The following is a 14,805-nucleotide window of genomic DNA, read 5'->3' on the forward strand; positions in this document are numbered from 1 at the left end:
ATGGCCGAGCATGCGCCAGTGGAGGCGCCGGCGCTGCGCTGAGCGCGCTGCGTAGCGTGGCTGATGTGGCCGTGATCGTGCACGACAGACACGAGGGCACGCACGCATGATGGAGCGTGCAGTGCGTGGTGAAGCACCCTGTCTGCCGGCATGCATGCGACGTTGCTGCCGGTATCGATGCCGACGCGGTCGCCGTTGCCGTCGCCACTGGCCTTGCGCGATGCGCGATATGAAAGAGGCTTGAGCCGCATTGCCGATCCCACAGCGTGCAATCGGCAATGCGCAGGGTCACTCCGCCAGTTGGCGCCGCACCGGATAACGCCAGCCGTTGATCGCCGCATACGGCGAGCGCGCATAGATCCATTGCAGCCGCGCATCGCCATCGGCGCGGAATGCGGCATCGTCTGCGAGCTTGCGTTGGAAGGCGGCGCGCAGGGCAGCGTCGCTGCGCAGCACGCGCTCGCTGAAGTCCACCAGTTCGGCGCCGTACAAGCCGCTGTCGGGGCTGCCGGCATTGCGGAAACGCCCGCTGGCCAGCAACGAGTCGCTGCTCTGCGGCTCCAGCAACGCGGCCGCCAGCATGCGCATCGGTTGATCGGCAGGCACGCGGACGCTGCCGGCGGCGAAGGTTTCTTCCACGGGCTCGGCGTGCGGCGTTTGCGTGCCGGCATCCTTCACTACGCGGATCTGCTGCACCTGGAGCTGGCGCGGCTGCTGCAGGCGTTCGTAAGTGATGCCGTGCGCCTTGAGCAGTTCCACCACATCGTCGTTGCCGGGCGGGATCCACCAGGCGAGCGGGTAGCGCACCGCCTGGGTCTGGCGATAGCCGATCACCGGCAGGGTCCAGGTTTCATCGCGACCTTCCCAGCGCAGTTCCTGCCGCCCGGACACCGGCGACAACGCGCGGGTGTAGCTCACGCCCTTGAACGGCACCTGGGCGATCGGCTGTTGCAGGCGTTCCCAGGCCACCATCAGTTCCTGCGGGCGGGCAGCGCGATCGGCGCGCTTGGCCGCATCGATGTTGCCTGCATCGCGGGCAACCACGCGCAGTGCTGCTTCCAGCAGCACATAGTCGCCCAGCACGCGCTGCCGGTACGACTTCAGGCGATGGTTCTCCACCAGCACGGTGGGGATGCCGGCGAAGTCGCCATACCCGGTGGAATAGCGCGGGCCTTCCGGCGCGTAGCGCAGGCCCGAGCGCGGCTCGTCTTCGTCGATCAGGCTCGGGTAGATGGCCGGTTCGTTGCCCTGTTTGCGCAATGCGGTATTCACCGCCGGCGTGAAGCGTTGCTGCAGCCAGTCGGCAGTGGCGCGCGAGCGCGCATAGGTGCCCCAGCCGGCGAAGGTAAAGGTGATGTCGTACTGGTGATCCAGCCCACCGCTGACATGCAGATCGATGTAAAGCGCCGGATCCAGGCGATGCAGCAACGCGACCATCGCGCGCGTTTCCGGCGCTTCCAGGGTGAGGTAATCGCGGTTGAGATTGATGCCGCGCGTGGTGGTGTTCCAGCCCATCTGCTGTGGGCCGCGCAATGCGGCGCCGATCAGCGGGCCGCGCTGCTCGTGACCGTCGGCATTGAAGATCGGCACGAACACCAGATCCACCTGGTCGAGCAGGTGGTCCTTGCCGCGTTGCGCGATATCGCGCAGCAGCATCAGGCCGGCATCCTTGCCATCGATCTCGCCGGCGTGGATGCCGGCCTGCGCCAGTACCACCGGTTTGCCGGGCGCGCCCTTGTGCGCGCGGACCAGCAGCAGGTCGCGGCCCTCGCTGCTCTTGCCGAACACGTCCAGCGACAGCAGCGGCGAGGCGGCGACCAGGCGTTCCAGCCACGCGCGCGTTTCGTCATAGCTGGGGGTGCTGGCGAAATCGTTGCGCTCTGCCGGCGTGCTCCACGGATCGTCCGGTGCGACGATCAACGCCTCGCTGGCCCCATGCCAGGCGCCTACCGGCGGCAGTGGCGCGCTGGTGTCGATGGACTGCGCACTGACCTGTGCGGTGGTGAACAGGGTTGCGGCGAGCAGGCCGGCGGCTGCGCGCGCGGTGCTGCGTGCCATGATCTCGGCTATGGCGTTATCGGCAGCGAGTCCGGGCGGGTGCGAAGCGTGCGGGGCGGAGGGGCGCGTATCGGAAGTCATGGGGGAGGTACGGGAGCTCGATTGAGGGGAGGACGTGGCAGGGCTGCTGATTCCGGATGGCCGCATCGGCAGCGGCGGCGGCCTTTGAAAGGTGCCACGCCGCATCGACGCATTGCAGCAGGTTGCATGCGTCGGGATCTGGTCATTCCCTACGCGCAGGTTGCGCGGCGCGGGGAGTTCGCTGCCTCCGGCGCTACAGCTAACAGCAGGGTATTTGCGTAATACAGTAACATTTGAGTCGAGCCACCTGAAGAAGGCCGGGACCTCGGCGGCCACCGTCGCACGTCCGCTGCACGCGACCTCCGGCTTCACGAAGCGGGCGATTACCAGCGGGACGTGCCGATTGCAGGCGCTGCGGAGCCTGCGTGTTTTCGCGGCATCTCGGATATAGGTGTCGCCAAAGGCAGGACGCAGCGCGTTCGCTGATAGTCGGTTGGCGCGCTCGAGAGGCCGTCCGACTCAAGCACCTATCGAAATGTGATAACGTATCATTTCGTTGACCCATCGCCTTGTCATGCTTTCCAGTCCCACAGCCACCCCCGCGATCTCGATCAGCAACCTGCACGTGGCCTACCGCGGCCGCACCGTGCTGCAGGGGCTGGATCTGCAGGTCGCCCCCGGCAGTGTCTACGCCTTGCTCGGTGGCAATGGCGCCGGCAAGTCCTCCACGCTTTCCAGCTTGCTCGGCTTCGTCAAACCCACCTCCGGCAGCCTGCGGGTCGATGGCATCGACCCGGTCGCCGACCCTGGCGCCGCACGTGCGCGGCTGGCCTATCTGCCGGAAAACGTCGCGCTCTACGAGCACCTGAGCGCGCTGGAAAATGCCGACTACCTGCTCGCGCTGGCCGGCCAGCGCCGCAGCCAGGCCGAGATCGGCCTGGCGCTGGCCGCTGCCGGCCTGCAGCGCGAGGCCTGGCGCCAGCGACTGGCGGGCTTTTCCAAGGGCATGCGCCAGAAGGTGGCGATCGCGGTGGCGACGCTGCGCCAGGTGCCGGTGTTGCTGCTGGACGAGCCAACCTCCGGCCTGGACCCGCGCGCCATTGGTGACTTCAACCGCTTGGTGAGCAGCGTGCGCGAGCGCGGTGGCGCGGTGCTGATGGTGACGCATGACCTGCTCGGCGCAGTGGATGTCGCCGACCGGATTGGGTTCCTGGAACACGGGCGCATTGCCGAAGACATCGGTGCCGGCGACAGCGGCTTCGACGTGCGCAGCTTGCATGCGCGTTTTGCGCGTGAGCAGGATCGGGCTGCATGAGTCCTGTGCTGTTGGTCGCGCGCGAGGAACTGCGTTTCATGGCGCGCAACCGTTCCGCTGCCATCGGTGTGGTGCTGCTGATGCTGCTCACGCTGGTGGCGGCATTGACCGCCGCGCATCATCAGCGCGAGGTGGCCGAGTTCCGTGCGCGCCAGCAACTGGCCGCGCAGCAGGCCTTCGAAGCGCAGCCGGACCGCCACCCGCATCGGGTGGTGCATTACGGCCATTTCATCTATCGCCCGTTGCCGGCGCTGGCCGCCTTCGATGCCGGCGTGGACGCGTTCACCGGCAACAGCATGTTCCTGGAAGGCCATCGCCAGAACACCGCCAACTTCGGCGATGTGCGTCAGAGCTCGCTGCTGGTGCGCTTCGGCCAGCTCACCCCCGCGTTCGTGTTGCAGGTGCTGGCGCCGCTGCTGCTGGTGTTTCTCGGCTATGGCGCGGTGGCGCGCGAGCAGGAGACCGGTACCTTGCGCGCGCTGTTGCTGCAGGGTGCCACGCGTGGGCAATTGTTCGGCGGCAAATATCTCGCGCTCGCGGTGGTGGCCGCAGCCTGCCTGTTGCCGGCCCTGGTCGGGTTGCTGCCGATCGCGTCGTTGCCGGGTCAGGCGCTGCGGGTTGCGCTGCTGGTGCTGGCGTATGCGGTGTATCTGCTGGTGTGGTGCGCGTTGGTGCTGTCGGTGTCGATGCTGTGCCGGCGCGGCCGCGATGCGTTGCTGGTGTCGCTGGCGGTGTGGGTGTGGCTGGCCCTGCTGGTGCCACGCGTGGCACCGGATGTGGCCAGTGCCGCGTATCGCCTGCCGACGCGGCTGGAAACCGATGTGGCGATCCAGCGCGACCTGCGCACGCTCGGCGACAGCCACAACCCGGATGACCCGCACTTTGCGCAGTTCAAGCAGCAGACGCTGGCGCGTTATGGGGTGCAGCGGGTGGAAGAGCTGCCGGTCAACTACAAGGGCCTGCTGGCGCTGGAAGGCGAGCGGCTCACCGCGAGCCTGTTCGAGCGCTACGCCGCGCGTGATTCGGCCATCCAGCAGCAACAGAACTTGTTGGTGCGCACGTTCGCCTTGCTGAGCCCCACGGTTGCGCTGCGCGAGCTGTCGATGACGCTGGCAGAAACCGACCTGCGTGCGCATGAGCGGTTTCTCGCCCAGGCCGAGCGTTACCGCTACACGCTAGTGCAGCAGCTCAACCAGCTGCAGGCCGATGCGGTAAGCATGGCCGACGACACCGCGCAGGATGCCGGTGCCGACCAACGCAAGCGCATCTCCTCCGCGCATTGGCATGCGATCCCGGTGTTCGCATTCCAGCCGCCGGCCACCACCGAGGTGCTGCGCGCCGCAGGCGCGGCGCTTGGCCTGGTCGGTGCCTGGCTGCTGGCGGCGCTGTGCATGCTGGTGGTGGCCGGCCGGCGTGTGGGAGTGGCGCGCTGATGCTGCTGTGGAAATACGAACTGCTGCTGTTGCTGCGCGCACGCGCCGCGCTGGCCGGCTTGCTGTTGCTGGCGGTGTTGACCGTGTGCAGCCTGCTCTCCGGCCAGCACCTCATCGCTGCGCAACGCGCCAACATCGCGCGCATTGCAGCGCTGCAGCAGGAGGACATCGCAGCGGTGCAGGACTATGTGGCGCGCTCCAACGACGCCGGCAGCGCGGCCTACTACAGCTTCCATCCGACCTGGGATGTGCCCACGCCACTGGCATTTGCTGCGGTGGGCATGCGCGATGTGTCGCCGTACATCCTACGTGTCCGCGCGCTGGGCCTGGAAGCGCAGATCCACGATGGCGATAGCTACAACCCGGAGCTGGCACTGGCCGGGCGCTTCGACTACGCCTTCGTGCTGGTGTTCCTGCTGCCGTTGTTCGTGATCGCGCTGCTGTTCGATCTGCGCTCGGGCGAGCGCGAGGCCGGGCGTGCGCGCATGCTCGCCGCATTGCCGGGCGCGGGCACCGCGTTGCTGGTGCGGCGCGTGGCGGTGCGTGCAGCTGCGGTGCTGGTGTGTCTGAGTGTGCCGTTTGTGATTGCCGCAACCCTCAATGCGGTGCCGCTGCTGCAGCAGCTCGCGGTGCTGGCATTGACCTGCGCCTATCTGCTGTTCTGGGTGCTGCTGTCGGTGCTGGTCGGGCGCATCCACTGGCGCCCTGCCGCGCATGCCACCGCCCTGGCGACCTGTTGGGTGGTGCTGGCGCTGGTTGCACCGGCGTTGGCGCATGTGGCAATCAACCAGGCAGTGCCGGTCAACCAAGGCAGCGAGATCGCGCGGCTGCAGCGCGAAGCGGTCAACCACGCCTGGGATATTCCGCGCCAGGACACCATGCGGGCCTTCTACGCGCAGAACCCGCAGTGGGCGGACTCGGCGCCGCTGACCGGCGCGTTTCATTACAAGTGGTATTTCGCCTTCCACGAAAACGGCGACCAACAGGTGGCCCCACAGGTCGCAGCGTATCGCCAAGGTTTGCAGCGACGCGAAGCGCTGGCGCAGCGTGTGGCCGGCGTGTTGCCACCGGTGGCGTTGCAGGCCGCGTTGACGCGCCTGGCAGGCACCGATCTGCGCGCGCAACTGGCGTACCAGGACCGCATCCGCGCCTATCACCGGGCACTGCGGACGTTCTATTACGGCTATCTGTTCCGCGACCGCCCATTTGCGCGCGACGACTTCGGGCGCGCGCCACGTTTCGATGCAAGCGCCGATCCTGCGTCATAGCGGCAACTGCGTGTCACCCCTCACCTTCGTTGTCTCACTTGCGACCCGGGCCCAGCGCGCCCGGGTGCTTCAGGAGTCCTGCCCGATGTCCGTGTCCACGCCGCGCCGCCGTCTGTCCAACACGCTGCCTTTGCTCGGTGCACTGAGCTGCGCAGGCGTCAGTCCGCTTGCCGAGGCGGCCGAGCCGCAGGCGCACGACCTGGATGCGGTGCAGGTGCGCAGCCAGTACACGCCGTACCGCGCATTGAGCGTGACCGGTGCCACCAAGACCGATGCGCCGCTGCGCGACCTGCCGATCAGTGCGCGCGTGCTGGACCAGACCCTGCTCGAGGATGCCGGCGTCAACGATCTGGCCGGCGCGCTGGAGATGGCCAGCGGCATCACCAAGGCCAACAACCTGGGCGGGTTGTGGGACAGCTATTCGATGCGCGGCTTCACCGGCGACCCGAATTTCAGCTCGGACTACATGGTCAACGGCTTCAACGCCAGCCGCGGTTACAACGGCCTGCGCGATGCGGCCAACACGCAGAGCATCGAGGTGATCAAGGGCCCGGCTTCGGCGTTGTACGGGCGCGGCGAGCCCGGCGGTGCGGTCAATATCGTCACCAAGAAGCCCTTGTTTCAGCCGCAGCACAGCGTGGATCTGTCGGCGGGGCGCTTCGACAGTTATCGCGCTGCGGTCGACAGCACCGGACCGCTGGGCGAGAACCTGGCCTATCGGCTGAATGTCATGCACAAGGATCAGCACAGCTTCCGCGACACCGTCGACAGCGACAACACGCTGTTGGCGCCCTCGCTGCTGTGGATGCCGACGCCCGATACCACGGTGTCCTACGAGCTGGAATTCGTGCGCATCCATGCGCCGTTCGATCGCGGTGTCACCGCCATCGATGGCGATGCCAATCGGCTGCCGGCCCGGCGTTTTCTGGGCGAGCCGCGCGATGGCGATATCGATCTGCATTCCACCGGGCACCAGGTGTTCGTGGTGCATGGCTTGAACCAGACCTGGTCGCTGCAGGGCGGGGCGACCTATCGCGACAGCGGCATGCGCGGGTTTTCCACCGAACCGTGGACGCTGCAGGCCGACGAGCGCACGCTGCGCCGCGAGCGCCGCTACCGCGATTACCAGGGCCGCGATATCGCCGCGCGTGCGGAACTGCTTGGCAGCTTGCAGGCGGGCAGCGTCACCCACAACGTGTTGTTCGGCGTGGATGGCAATCGCTTCGACGACAGCCGCTTCCAGCAGCGCGCACGCTCCGCGGCCACGCCGTACAGCATCGACGTGCTTGCGCCGCAGTACGGCGTTGCGCAGCCGGGGCGGCTGGCCACCATCACCGACACCGAAGAACGCCAGCAGGTGTGGGGCGTCTATGCGCAGGATCAGCTCGACCTTGGCGCGCGCTGGAAGGCCTTGCTCGGCCTGCGCTACGACCACTACCAGCAGGATCTCGACAATCAATTGCGCGGCTCCACGCAGCGCGCCTCCGATGGTGTGGTCAGTCCGCGTGCGGGCGTGATCTTCCATGTCGACGCTGCGCTGTCGCTGTATGCCAGCGCTGCGGCGGGCTTTCGTCCCAACAGCGGCGTGGGGGCGGACGGGCAGAGTTTCGCGCCGGAGAAAAGCCGCTCGCTGGAAACCGGCTTGAAGTACGTGCAGCCCGGCGATGGCCTGGAAGCGACGCTGGCCGCGTTCCGCATCGACAAGAAGAACGTGCTGAGCCTGGATCCGGCCGACACCAGCTTTTCGCTGCCGGTGGGCGAGATGCGCAGCCAGGGCGTGGAGCTGGATCTGCTCGGGCGGCTGACCCCGCGCCTGGCCGCATCGGTGGGCCTGGCCTATACCGACTCGCAGGTCACGCGCAGCAGTGAGGCCGCCGCCGGCACCGGCCTGGCCGAGGGACGCCGCTTTCCGAACGTGCCGCGCTTCAGCGGCAACGCCTTCGTCAACTATGAGCAGCCGTTGACCGGCAAGCGCAGTGCGGCGGTGGGCGTGGGCGTGTCGCATACCGATGAGCGGCTGGGCTCGGTGGATAGCAATACCGACTTCGTGCTGCCTGCGTACACGGTGTGGCGCCTGGTCGGGCATTACGACCTGAGCGAGCGGCTGCGCCTGTATGCCAAGGTCGAGAACCTCACCGACCGCCGCTACGCCGCGTTCTCCTACAGCGAGCAGTGGGTGTATCCGGGCGCGCCGCGCAGCTGGACCGTGGGTGTGCGGCTAAGGTTCTGATCAGCGGCCGCATATGATCGACACCGACTGGCGACGTCCGACCATGCCTGCTTGATGGACCACGCCAGCGCTGGTCGGCGGATGCGAACGACATCGACCAGCGCATTGGCCACGATCGTGCTGGACAGGTGCGCCATGCTGGTTTCAGCCAGCCGCCGTGTGCGTGCAGCGCCAGCGCGCTTGATTGGTTGCGCTAGCCGCGCCGCGTGGACGGACGCTTGCTGCGCTTCTTGCCCGGCGCCACCGGCGCGGCGTCCTCGCTGGCCAACGCGCCACCGCTGTGCAGCTGCTCCAGCCACGACAGCGCGTCGACATAGCCGAGGAAGTGCTGCAGGTAGCCCGGTGAGCACTCGCGCATCAGGCTGATGCAGCGATGCACCAGCACGCTGGAATTGAGCGGGCCGGCGTCCTTGGGGGCGTCCTGCAGCGACTGCCGCACCTGGCTGGCGGTGCGCACCGTGGTCCAGGTGCGGCGAAAATCCTCCAGCGCCGGCAACTCGGGGAACTGCGTGGCATCGGCGCTGGCGGTCTTTCTGCTGTCCACTTCCATCAACGCGGCATGGCCTGCCATCCGCTCGGCCAGTGCGCCCAGCGCGCTGCGTTGCGACGGCTGTGCGGCAGCGCTGGCGACACGGCGGCGCGCGGCGTGCTTCACCGTTGCCGCATACGCATCGACCAGTTTGCCCAGTTTTTCTTCCAGCACCTCGCGCACTGGCTCGGCTTGCGTGCCGGCACGCGCGGCCAGCGTTTCCATCAGGTGGAAACGCACCGGATCCAACTGGTCGGCGCCCTGGCTGCGCCAGCGCTGCAGGCGCGCGTGCGCGGATGTCGCCTGCGTGCTCATCGCGTGCCTGTGGCCGGTGCTGGCTTGGCGGCAGAAGACGCACGCGACGTGGACGGGCGCGCAATCGGTGCGATCTCCACACGGCGGTTCCTGGCGCGGCGTGTTTCATCGGCATTGGAATCCACCGGCTGTTGCGAGCCGAAGGCCGCGGCGAACACCGATGCGGCGGGCACGCCTTCGGCGATCAATGCACGCGTCACCGTGAGTGCGCGTTGGGCCGACAGTTCCCAGTTGTCGGCGTAGCGCCGGTTGCCGCCCAGCACCGGGCGGTCGTCGGTGAAGCCGCTGACCATCAGGATCTCCTCGCGTGCCGCCAGGTATTCGGTCAACGGCGCGGCCAGCGTCTTCAGCACCTCACGGCCTTCCGGCTGCAACTGATCGGAATTGAAGGCGAACAGCACATTGCCGCGAATGCCGATGCGGCCGTCGACCAGGGTCACCCGGCCGGCGGCCAGTGGCGCTGCCAGCGCCTGCTCCAGTGTCTTGCGGCGCTGCGCTTCGGCCTGATGCTGTTTGACCTCTTCGTCCAGGCGGCTGGACAGCTGCAGCTGCACACCGATCACCCCGACCAGGATCAGCACGAACGCGCCCAGCAGTACCGACATCAGGTCGCCGAAGGCGGCCCAGATCGGTGTGCCCGATTCGCCGTCGATGTCGATCTCATCGCTCATGCGGTGGTGGCCTGGCTGCTATCGGCATCGCCTGTATCGCCGGCGTCGCTGCGACCGCGATCGAGCTGACGCAGTTCTTCGATGATCTGCTTTTGCGAGAGCATGCTGAGGTCGACCACCTCGCGCGCCTGTGCCACGTAATAGGCCAGTTGGTCGTCGCTGCGGGCCAGCGAGGCATCCAGTGCGCTGGCCACTTGTTGCAGGCGCTCGTTGAGCTCACTGGTGGAGCCGCTGAACAGCTGCACTGCCATGCCGAAGGCTTCGCCCAGGCTGGCCACTTCCACCGCGCTGCCGCTGACATGTGCGGCCACTGCACCGAGCTTGCCGGTCTCGCTGCCGATCTGTTCGGTGAGCTGGGTGCCCACGCGTTGCAGCAGATCGGCCGAGGTGGTGACCAGCGCATCCACCGCCTCGCGTTGTTCGGTGGAGGCGTGATTGACCGCGTTGAGCAAGGTGTCCAGCGTGGCGAGCAGCCTGCTGCGTTCTTCCAGCATGGCGGTGTCGCGCACCATGCTCTCGGACAGGTTCTGGCGCAGCTCGGCCACCACGTCGGCGGCGGCCTTGGGTGCTTCGGAGGCGATCTGCATCAGCCGCGACACTTCGGCAATGGTGGCGCTGGCCTGCGCCTGCGCCTGCGTGGACAGCTCGCTGGCGGTGCTGGCCAGGGTGTCGCAGATCGCCTGTTGTTGCTGGGTCACGCGCTCGCCGGTGCGCTCCCACTGCGTGTTCAGGTCCGCGCTCATTGCGGTAAAACGCTCGCTCCACAGCGCCAGGCGCTGGGTGTCGCGGGCTTCCAGTGCGGTCTGCAGCTCGGTGTGCGATTGCTGCAGGGTGCCCACCAGGGCAGCGGCATGCGCGTCGAAGCTGGCGGTGGCGGCTGCCAGTGCGCCCTGGTGCTGGGCGGCCAATGCGGCGCTGGCGTCCTGTTGCTGCGCCAGCGCGGCGCTCCAGGCGCTGGCGGTCTCGCTGCTGGACTGATCCATGCGCCTGGATACCGCATCGACCAGGGCGCTGGAGCGTGCGTCGAAGGTGCCGGCGAACTGGGTCAGCGTGCCCTGCAACTCCTGGGTCAGCGCGTGGTTTGCGCGTTGCTGTTCGGCCACCGCCGCGGTCCAGGTGGCGGCTGCTGCGGCGGTGCTGCTTTCGAAGCCGCTGCTCAGTCCGTCGAGTTGCTGCCGCACGGCCTGGTGCACGCCATCCTGCAGCGCGGTGCTCTGCTGGGCGAGCTGTGCAAGCGTGGCCTGCAACTGCGCGTTCAACGCCGCGCCTGCGCGCTGCTGCTCGGCGAGCACTGCCGCCCAGTGCTCGCCCGTGGCGGCGTTGCTGCGCTCGAACCCGTCATTGAGCGCGGTCAACTGCTGCTGCACCGCGTGGGTCACGCCGTCCTGCACCGCGATGCTGCGCTGATCGATCTGCGTGAGCGTGGTCTGCAACTGCTCGGTCAACGCGTGCTGCGCACGTTCCTGCGCGGCCAGCACGGCCTGCCAGTGCTCGGCGGCCGTCTGTGCACTGTGTTGGAAGCCGTCGTTGAGCGCGTGCAACTGCTGCTGCACGGCGGTGCCGACACCGTCCTGCACGGCAGTGGTCTGCTGTGTGATCTGCTCCAGCGTGGTCTGCAGCCGTGTGTCGAGCGCTTGCTGCGCGCGTTCCTGCGCGGCGAGCGCGCTGCTCCAGTGCGCGGCCGCGGCATTGGCGCTGTGCTGGAAGCCGCTGGTGATGCCGTCCAGTTGCTGCTGGACGGCGTGGGTGAGGCGCTCGTGCAAGGCGGCGGTGTCGCGCGCGATGCTGGTCATGGTCGCTTCCATCGCCGGCTGCAAGGCCGCGCCCACCGCGCGTGCGCTTTCTGCCACGCCGCTCTGCAGCGATTGCTGCATCGCCGTGGCCAGGCGCGCATAGGCCGCTTCGCTTCTGGCGTGGAACTCGGCCTGCTGTGCGGCCAGGCGTTCATCGGCGGCGATGCTCTGCTGCTCGATGCTGCGCATCAGCGTCTGCAGGCGATCGATCAGCGTCGGCATCAGCGCGCTTTGCTGCTGCTGCAACTTGAACACTTCGCCACGCTGATGCGCGTCCGAGTGCGGATGCAGCTCGGAGGCGATCTTCAGGTCCAGCCGCTGCACCGCCTGCAGCCGCTCGCGCCGGCACAGTGCCGACAACAGCCCCAGCATCGCGGAGGTCGCAACGCCGGCGATCGAGGTGCCGAACGCAAACGCCAGGCCTTCCACCGGCGCAGCCAGCGAGCCGCGAATGGCCTGCAGGTCGGTGGCGCTCTGCAATGCGAAGCCGGTGCCCTTGAGCGTGGCCATCATGCCGAGCAGGGTGCCGAGCATGCCCAGCAGCACCAGCAGGCCGACCAGATACGGCGTCAGCACCGGTGCCGGCAACGCCACGCGCTCGCCCTTGATGCGCAGGCGCACCGCATTGCGCAGGCTCGGATGCAGGCGCTCCAGCCATTCGCCCAACGCCGATGGCGCGGTGGTCAACGCGGCAACGGCATCGTCCAGCGTCGCGCTGGCCTGGCGATAGCGATACAGCTCCAGCGCGCCGGCCACATAACAGGCGCCGATCACCGCCGCGACGCAGGCGCCGAGCGGATTGGAGCCCAGATAACCGATGCCGACCCAGCAAACCGCCAACAGGCCGACGACAAACACACACAGGTGGACGAGAGTTCTGAACATGGGGTCCCAGTTAGCGGGTACGAAGCGCTGCGAGCAGGCCTTCGATCGGGTGAAAACGGACATCCAGTTCGGCGAGCAACACGCTCTGCATGTCTTTGCGAAACACATCCAGCCAGCCGTCGGAGACCGCGCGTGGCGCGGCCTCGCCGTCGGGTGCCTGGCTTTGCGCCTGCGCGGCATCGCGCAGACGCTCGAAATGCGCGCCGAGCAGGTTCGGCACATGATTCAGCAGGGTCTGCTCGCGCGGGCTCAAGGTCAGCTCCATCACCGCATCCACCTCGGCCAGCCGCGCCATCGTCGCCGATTCCAGCGCCAGCATGTCGCGCAGGCGGCCACGCAGGTCGCCGGTGGCGGTGCGCATCGCGCGTTGCATTGCCAGGTAGTGCTGGCGGAACGGGGCATAGTCGAGCGCGGGCGCCGCTGCCGCTGCGTCGATGTCGGCAGCGGCGCTGCTGCGCGCATCACGGCGCGCGCGCGCGAGCACGGCATCCAGCTCGACCACGCTGCTGGTCGCCAGCCCGGTGCGCACGCGTGCGCAGGCCTCGGTGTCGAGTCTGCGCGTCTCGGGCAGCGCGTCGATCTCCGGCAGCTTGCCATCCAGCGCCTTGGACACGGCGACCGCGCGCGTCCAGTCGATCCATTGGCTGAGCCGGTCGGCGAGCGCATGGTTGGACTGGGCCACGTGGGCATCGGTGAGGCGAGCAAGCAGGCGAATGAACGCCGGGCCCGACAGGGGCGCCCGTGGAGAAGCTTTCGCCATTGTTCCGGTCAAAGACCGCGCATTTTACACGGGAAGCTGCGCGGTTCGGCGCTTTGCACGGCAGCTGCGGGCTTGGCCGCGCAGGCCGGCCCTGGCGGCATTCAGCCGGCCTGGTGTGGGGGTGTGCGTGCGATTGCAGCGTGCAGCGCAGCGATCCAGCGGGCGCAGCGCCCAAGGATCAAGTCCATCTGTAGCGGTATCTGGCCTGCGCACTCCCGTGGTCGTGCACAGCGAGCGCTACCAACGCTGCGGGCCGGATGTGCCTGGCCCGCAACGCGACATCTCAGCCTCGGGCGCGATGTACCAACGGAATCAGCACCACGCCCAGCAGCGCCACCGCAGCGGCCACATAGCCGATGCTGCCTAGCCCCCAGGCTGGAATCACCAGCCCGCCGATGATGGCGCCGATGCCGATGCCGGCATTGGCCGCCGACACATTGGTGGTGCCGGCCAGTGCCTGCGAGTGGGTCACCGAGTTCATCACGCGCACCTGGCTGATCGGAAACAGCGCAGTGTAGGCAATGCCCCAGACCGCCAGGGTCAGATAGAGCAGCACGCCGGTCTTGGCCACCGGCACGCACAAGGCCATGCCCAGCGCGAGCAGCAGCAGGAACACCGCCGTGGCACGCAACGGCGAGCGATCCACCACCCGCCCGCCCAGCCAGTTGCCGATCAGGCCGATCGCGCCGAAGCCCATCAGCCACCAGCCCACATTCGCCGCCGGCACGCCCACGCTGCGTTCCAGCAGGTCGGCCAGATAGGTGTAAGCGGTGAACATGGCGGTGAAGACCACCACCGACAGGATCACATTGGCCAGGAAAAAGCGCTCGCCGAAGATGCCGGCCTGCTGGCGCAGATTCACCCGCTCGCTGCGGGCCACCGTCGGCATCCAGAGCGCCAGCGCCGCGGCCATCGCCAGCGACAGGGCAGCCAGGATCCAGAACGCGCCACGCCAGCCGATGCTGTTGGCAGCCACCGTGCCCAGCGGAATGCCAAACAGCAGCGCCGCCGAAATGCCCAGATACACCCGCGACACCGCGCGCCCGGCGTGCTGCGGCCCGGCCAGTTGCCCGGCGGTCTCGCTGGCGGTTCCCCAGAACACCGGCAGCGCCAGCGCCGGTACGAAGCGGGCAAAGGCCAGCACCCAGATATTGGGCGCCAGCGCGGCCACTGCGTTGGAGACCGCAAACACCAGCAGGATCATCACAAACAGGCGCTTGCGATCCAGATGCGACAGCCACGCGGTCAGCGGCGGGCCGAACAGCATCACCGTGAAGGCGAACAAGGTCACCAGCTGGCCGGCCGCGGAGATGGAAATTTCCATGTCGCGTGCAAGGCCGGGCAGCAGCCCGACGATCAGGTACTCGGTGGTGACGATCACGAAGGCGGCAAACGCCAGGATGAAGATCGCCAGGCCGCTGCGTGCAGCGGCCGGTGCCGCGGTGGCGGAAACGGGAGAGGAAGTAGAGCCGACAGCAGACATGGCATGCGCCGCAGTGTGGGCTGGCCATCATAGGAAAGAATTAA

At 67.8% G+C, this 14,805-nt stretch carries 10 protein-coding genes; 4 read left to right on the forward strand and 6 right to left on the reverse strand.

Going from position 1 to position 14,805, the window contains the following annotated elements; genetic code table 11:
* Positions 1-288: 288 nt before the first annotated feature.
* On the reverse strand, positions 289-2,139 hold the full coding sequence (locus XARJCFBP2528_RS15895; RefSeq protein ID WP_026064011.1) for a M14 family metallopeptidase: 1,851 nt from the start codon (positions 2,137-2,139) through the stop codon (positions 289-291).
* A 514-nt stretch (positions 2,140-2,653) separates the two neighbouring features.
* Between XARJCFBP2528_RS15895 and XARJCFBP2528_RS15900 the strand changes: the two genes are divergently transcribed.
* The 4 genes from XARJCFBP2528_RS15900 to XARJCFBP2528_RS15915 all read left to right on the forward strand — a co-directional run bounded on the left by XARJCFBP2528_RS15900 (position 2,654) and on the right by XARJCFBP2528_RS15915 (position 8,325).
* Complete coding sequence (locus XARJCFBP2528_RS15900; RefSeq protein WP_016900948.1) at positions 2,654-3,394, forward strand: ABC transporter ATP-binding protein; 741 nt, start codon at positions 2,654-2,656, stop codon at positions 3,392-3,394.
* The gene (locus XARJCFBP2528_RS15905; RefSeq protein WP_016900947.1) at positions 3,391-4,827 is read left to right on the forward strand and encodes an ABC transporter permease; all 1,437 of its coding nucleotides are present in this window, start codon (positions 3,391-3,393) and stop codon (positions 4,825-4,827) included. The genes XARJCFBP2528_RS15900 and XARJCFBP2528_RS15905 overlap by 4 nt, the downstream gene beginning before the upstream one ends.
* A complete protein-coding gene (locus XARJCFBP2528_RS15910; protein WP_016900946.1) occupies positions 4,827-6,095 on the forward strand; it encodes a DUF3526 domain-containing protein in 1,269 nt (422 codons plus the stop codon). The genes XARJCFBP2528_RS15905 and XARJCFBP2528_RS15910 overlap by 1 nt, the downstream gene beginning before the upstream one ends.
* An 85-nt stretch (positions 6,096-6,180) precedes the next feature.
* Positions 6,181-8,325 carry a TonB-dependent siderophore receptor gene (locus tag XARJCFBP2528_RS15915; protein ID WP_016900945.1) on the forward strand — a complete coding sequence of 715 codons (2,145 nt, stop codon included), beginning with the start codon at positions 6,181-6,183 and terminating at the stop codon, positions 8,323-8,325.
* A gap of 193 nt (positions 8,326-8,518) precedes the next feature.
* Here the strand turns inward: XARJCFBP2528_RS15915 and XARJCFBP2528_RS15920 are convergent, their stop codons facing one another.
* The 5 genes from XARJCFBP2528_RS15920 to XARJCFBP2528_RS15940 form a co-directional block, all read right to left on the reverse strand.
* Positions 8,519-9,169: a DUF2894 domain-containing protein gene (locus XARJCFBP2528_RS15920; protein WP_016900944.1), complete on the reverse strand. Its 651-nt coding sequence runs from the start codon at positions 9,167-9,169 to the stop codon at positions 8,519-8,521.
* Complete coding sequence (locus XARJCFBP2528_RS15925) at positions 9,166-9,840, reverse strand: OmpA family protein (RefSeq protein WP_016900943.1); 675 nt, start codon at positions 9,838-9,840, stop codon at positions 9,166-9,168. The genes XARJCFBP2528_RS15920 and XARJCFBP2528_RS15925 overlap by 4 nt, the downstream gene beginning before the upstream one ends.
* Positions 9,837-12,518 carry a DUF802 domain-containing protein gene (locus XARJCFBP2528_RS15930; protein WP_026064009.1) on the reverse strand — a complete coding sequence of 894 codons (2,682 nt, stop codon included), beginning with the start codon at positions 12,516-12,518 and terminating at the stop codon, positions 9,837-9,839. The genes XARJCFBP2528_RS15925 and XARJCFBP2528_RS15930 overlap by 4 nt, the downstream gene beginning before the upstream one ends.
* Before the next feature lie 10 nt (positions 12,519-12,528).
* The gene (locus XARJCFBP2528_RS15935) at positions 12,529-13,278 is read right to left on the reverse strand and encodes a DUF3348 domain-containing protein (protein WP_047124875.1); all 750 of its coding nucleotides are present in this window, start codon (positions 13,276-13,278) and stop codon (positions 12,529-12,531) included.
* Positions 13,279-13,561: 283 nt separating this feature from the next.
* Positions 13,562-14,761 (reverse strand): MFS transporter, encoded by a 1,200-nt coding sequence (locus XARJCFBP2528_RS15940; RefSeq protein ID WP_016900940.1) that lies wholly within the window; start codon positions 14,759-14,761, stop codon positions 13,562-13,564.
* Positions 14,762-14,805: the final 44 nt, after the last annotated feature.

The organism is Xanthomonas arboricola pv. juglandis (assembly GCF_001013475.1).
GTDB classification, from domain to species: Bacteria; Pseudomonadota; Gammaproteobacteria; order Xanthomonadales; family Xanthomonadaceae; genus Xanthomonas; species Xanthomonas arboricola.

Excerpts from the sequence above, each read along its gene's own strand:
- XARJCFBP2528_RS15895 (WP_026064011.1), bottom strand. The coding sequence starts at position 2,139 with ATGACTTCCGATACGCGCCCCTCCGCCCCGCACGCTTCGCACCCGCCC.
- XARJCFBP2528_RS15900 (WP_016900948.1), top strand. The coding sequence starts at position 2,654 with ATGCTTTCCAGTCCCACAGCCACCCCCGCGATCTCGATCAGCAACCTG.
- XARJCFBP2528_RS15905 (WP_016900947.1), top strand. The coding sequence starts at position 3,391 with ATGAGTCCTGTGCTGTTGGTCGCGCGCGAGGAACTGCGTTTCATGGCG.
- XARJCFBP2528_RS15910 (WP_016900946.1), top strand. The coding sequence starts at position 4,827 with ATGCTGCTGTGGAAATACGAACTGCTGCTGTTGCTGCGCGCACGCGCC.
- XARJCFBP2528_RS15915 (WP_016900945.1), top strand. The coding sequence starts at position 6,181 with ATGTCCGTGTCCACGCCGCGCCGCCGTCTGTCCAACACGCTGCCTTTG.
- XARJCFBP2528_RS15920 (WP_016900944.1), bottom strand. The coding sequence starts at position 9,169 with ATGAGCACGCAGGCGACATCCGCGCACGCGCGCCTGCAGCGCTGGCGC.
- XARJCFBP2528_RS15925 (WP_016900943.1), bottom strand. The coding sequence starts at position 9,840 with ATGAGCGATGAGATCGACATCGACGGCGAATCGGGCACACCGATCTGG.
- XARJCFBP2528_RS15930 (WP_026064009.1), bottom strand. The coding sequence starts at position 12,518 with ATGTTCAGAACTCTCGTCCACCTGTGTGTGTTTGTCGTCGGCCTGTTG.
- XARJCFBP2528_RS15935 (WP_047124875.1), bottom strand. The coding sequence starts at position 13,278 with ATGGCGAAAGCTTCTCCACGGGCGCCCCTGTCGGGCCCGGCGTTCATT.
- XARJCFBP2528_RS15940 (WP_016900940.1), bottom strand. The coding sequence starts at position 14,761 with ATGTCTGCTGTCGGCTCTACTTCCTCTCCCGTTTCCGCCACCGCGGCA.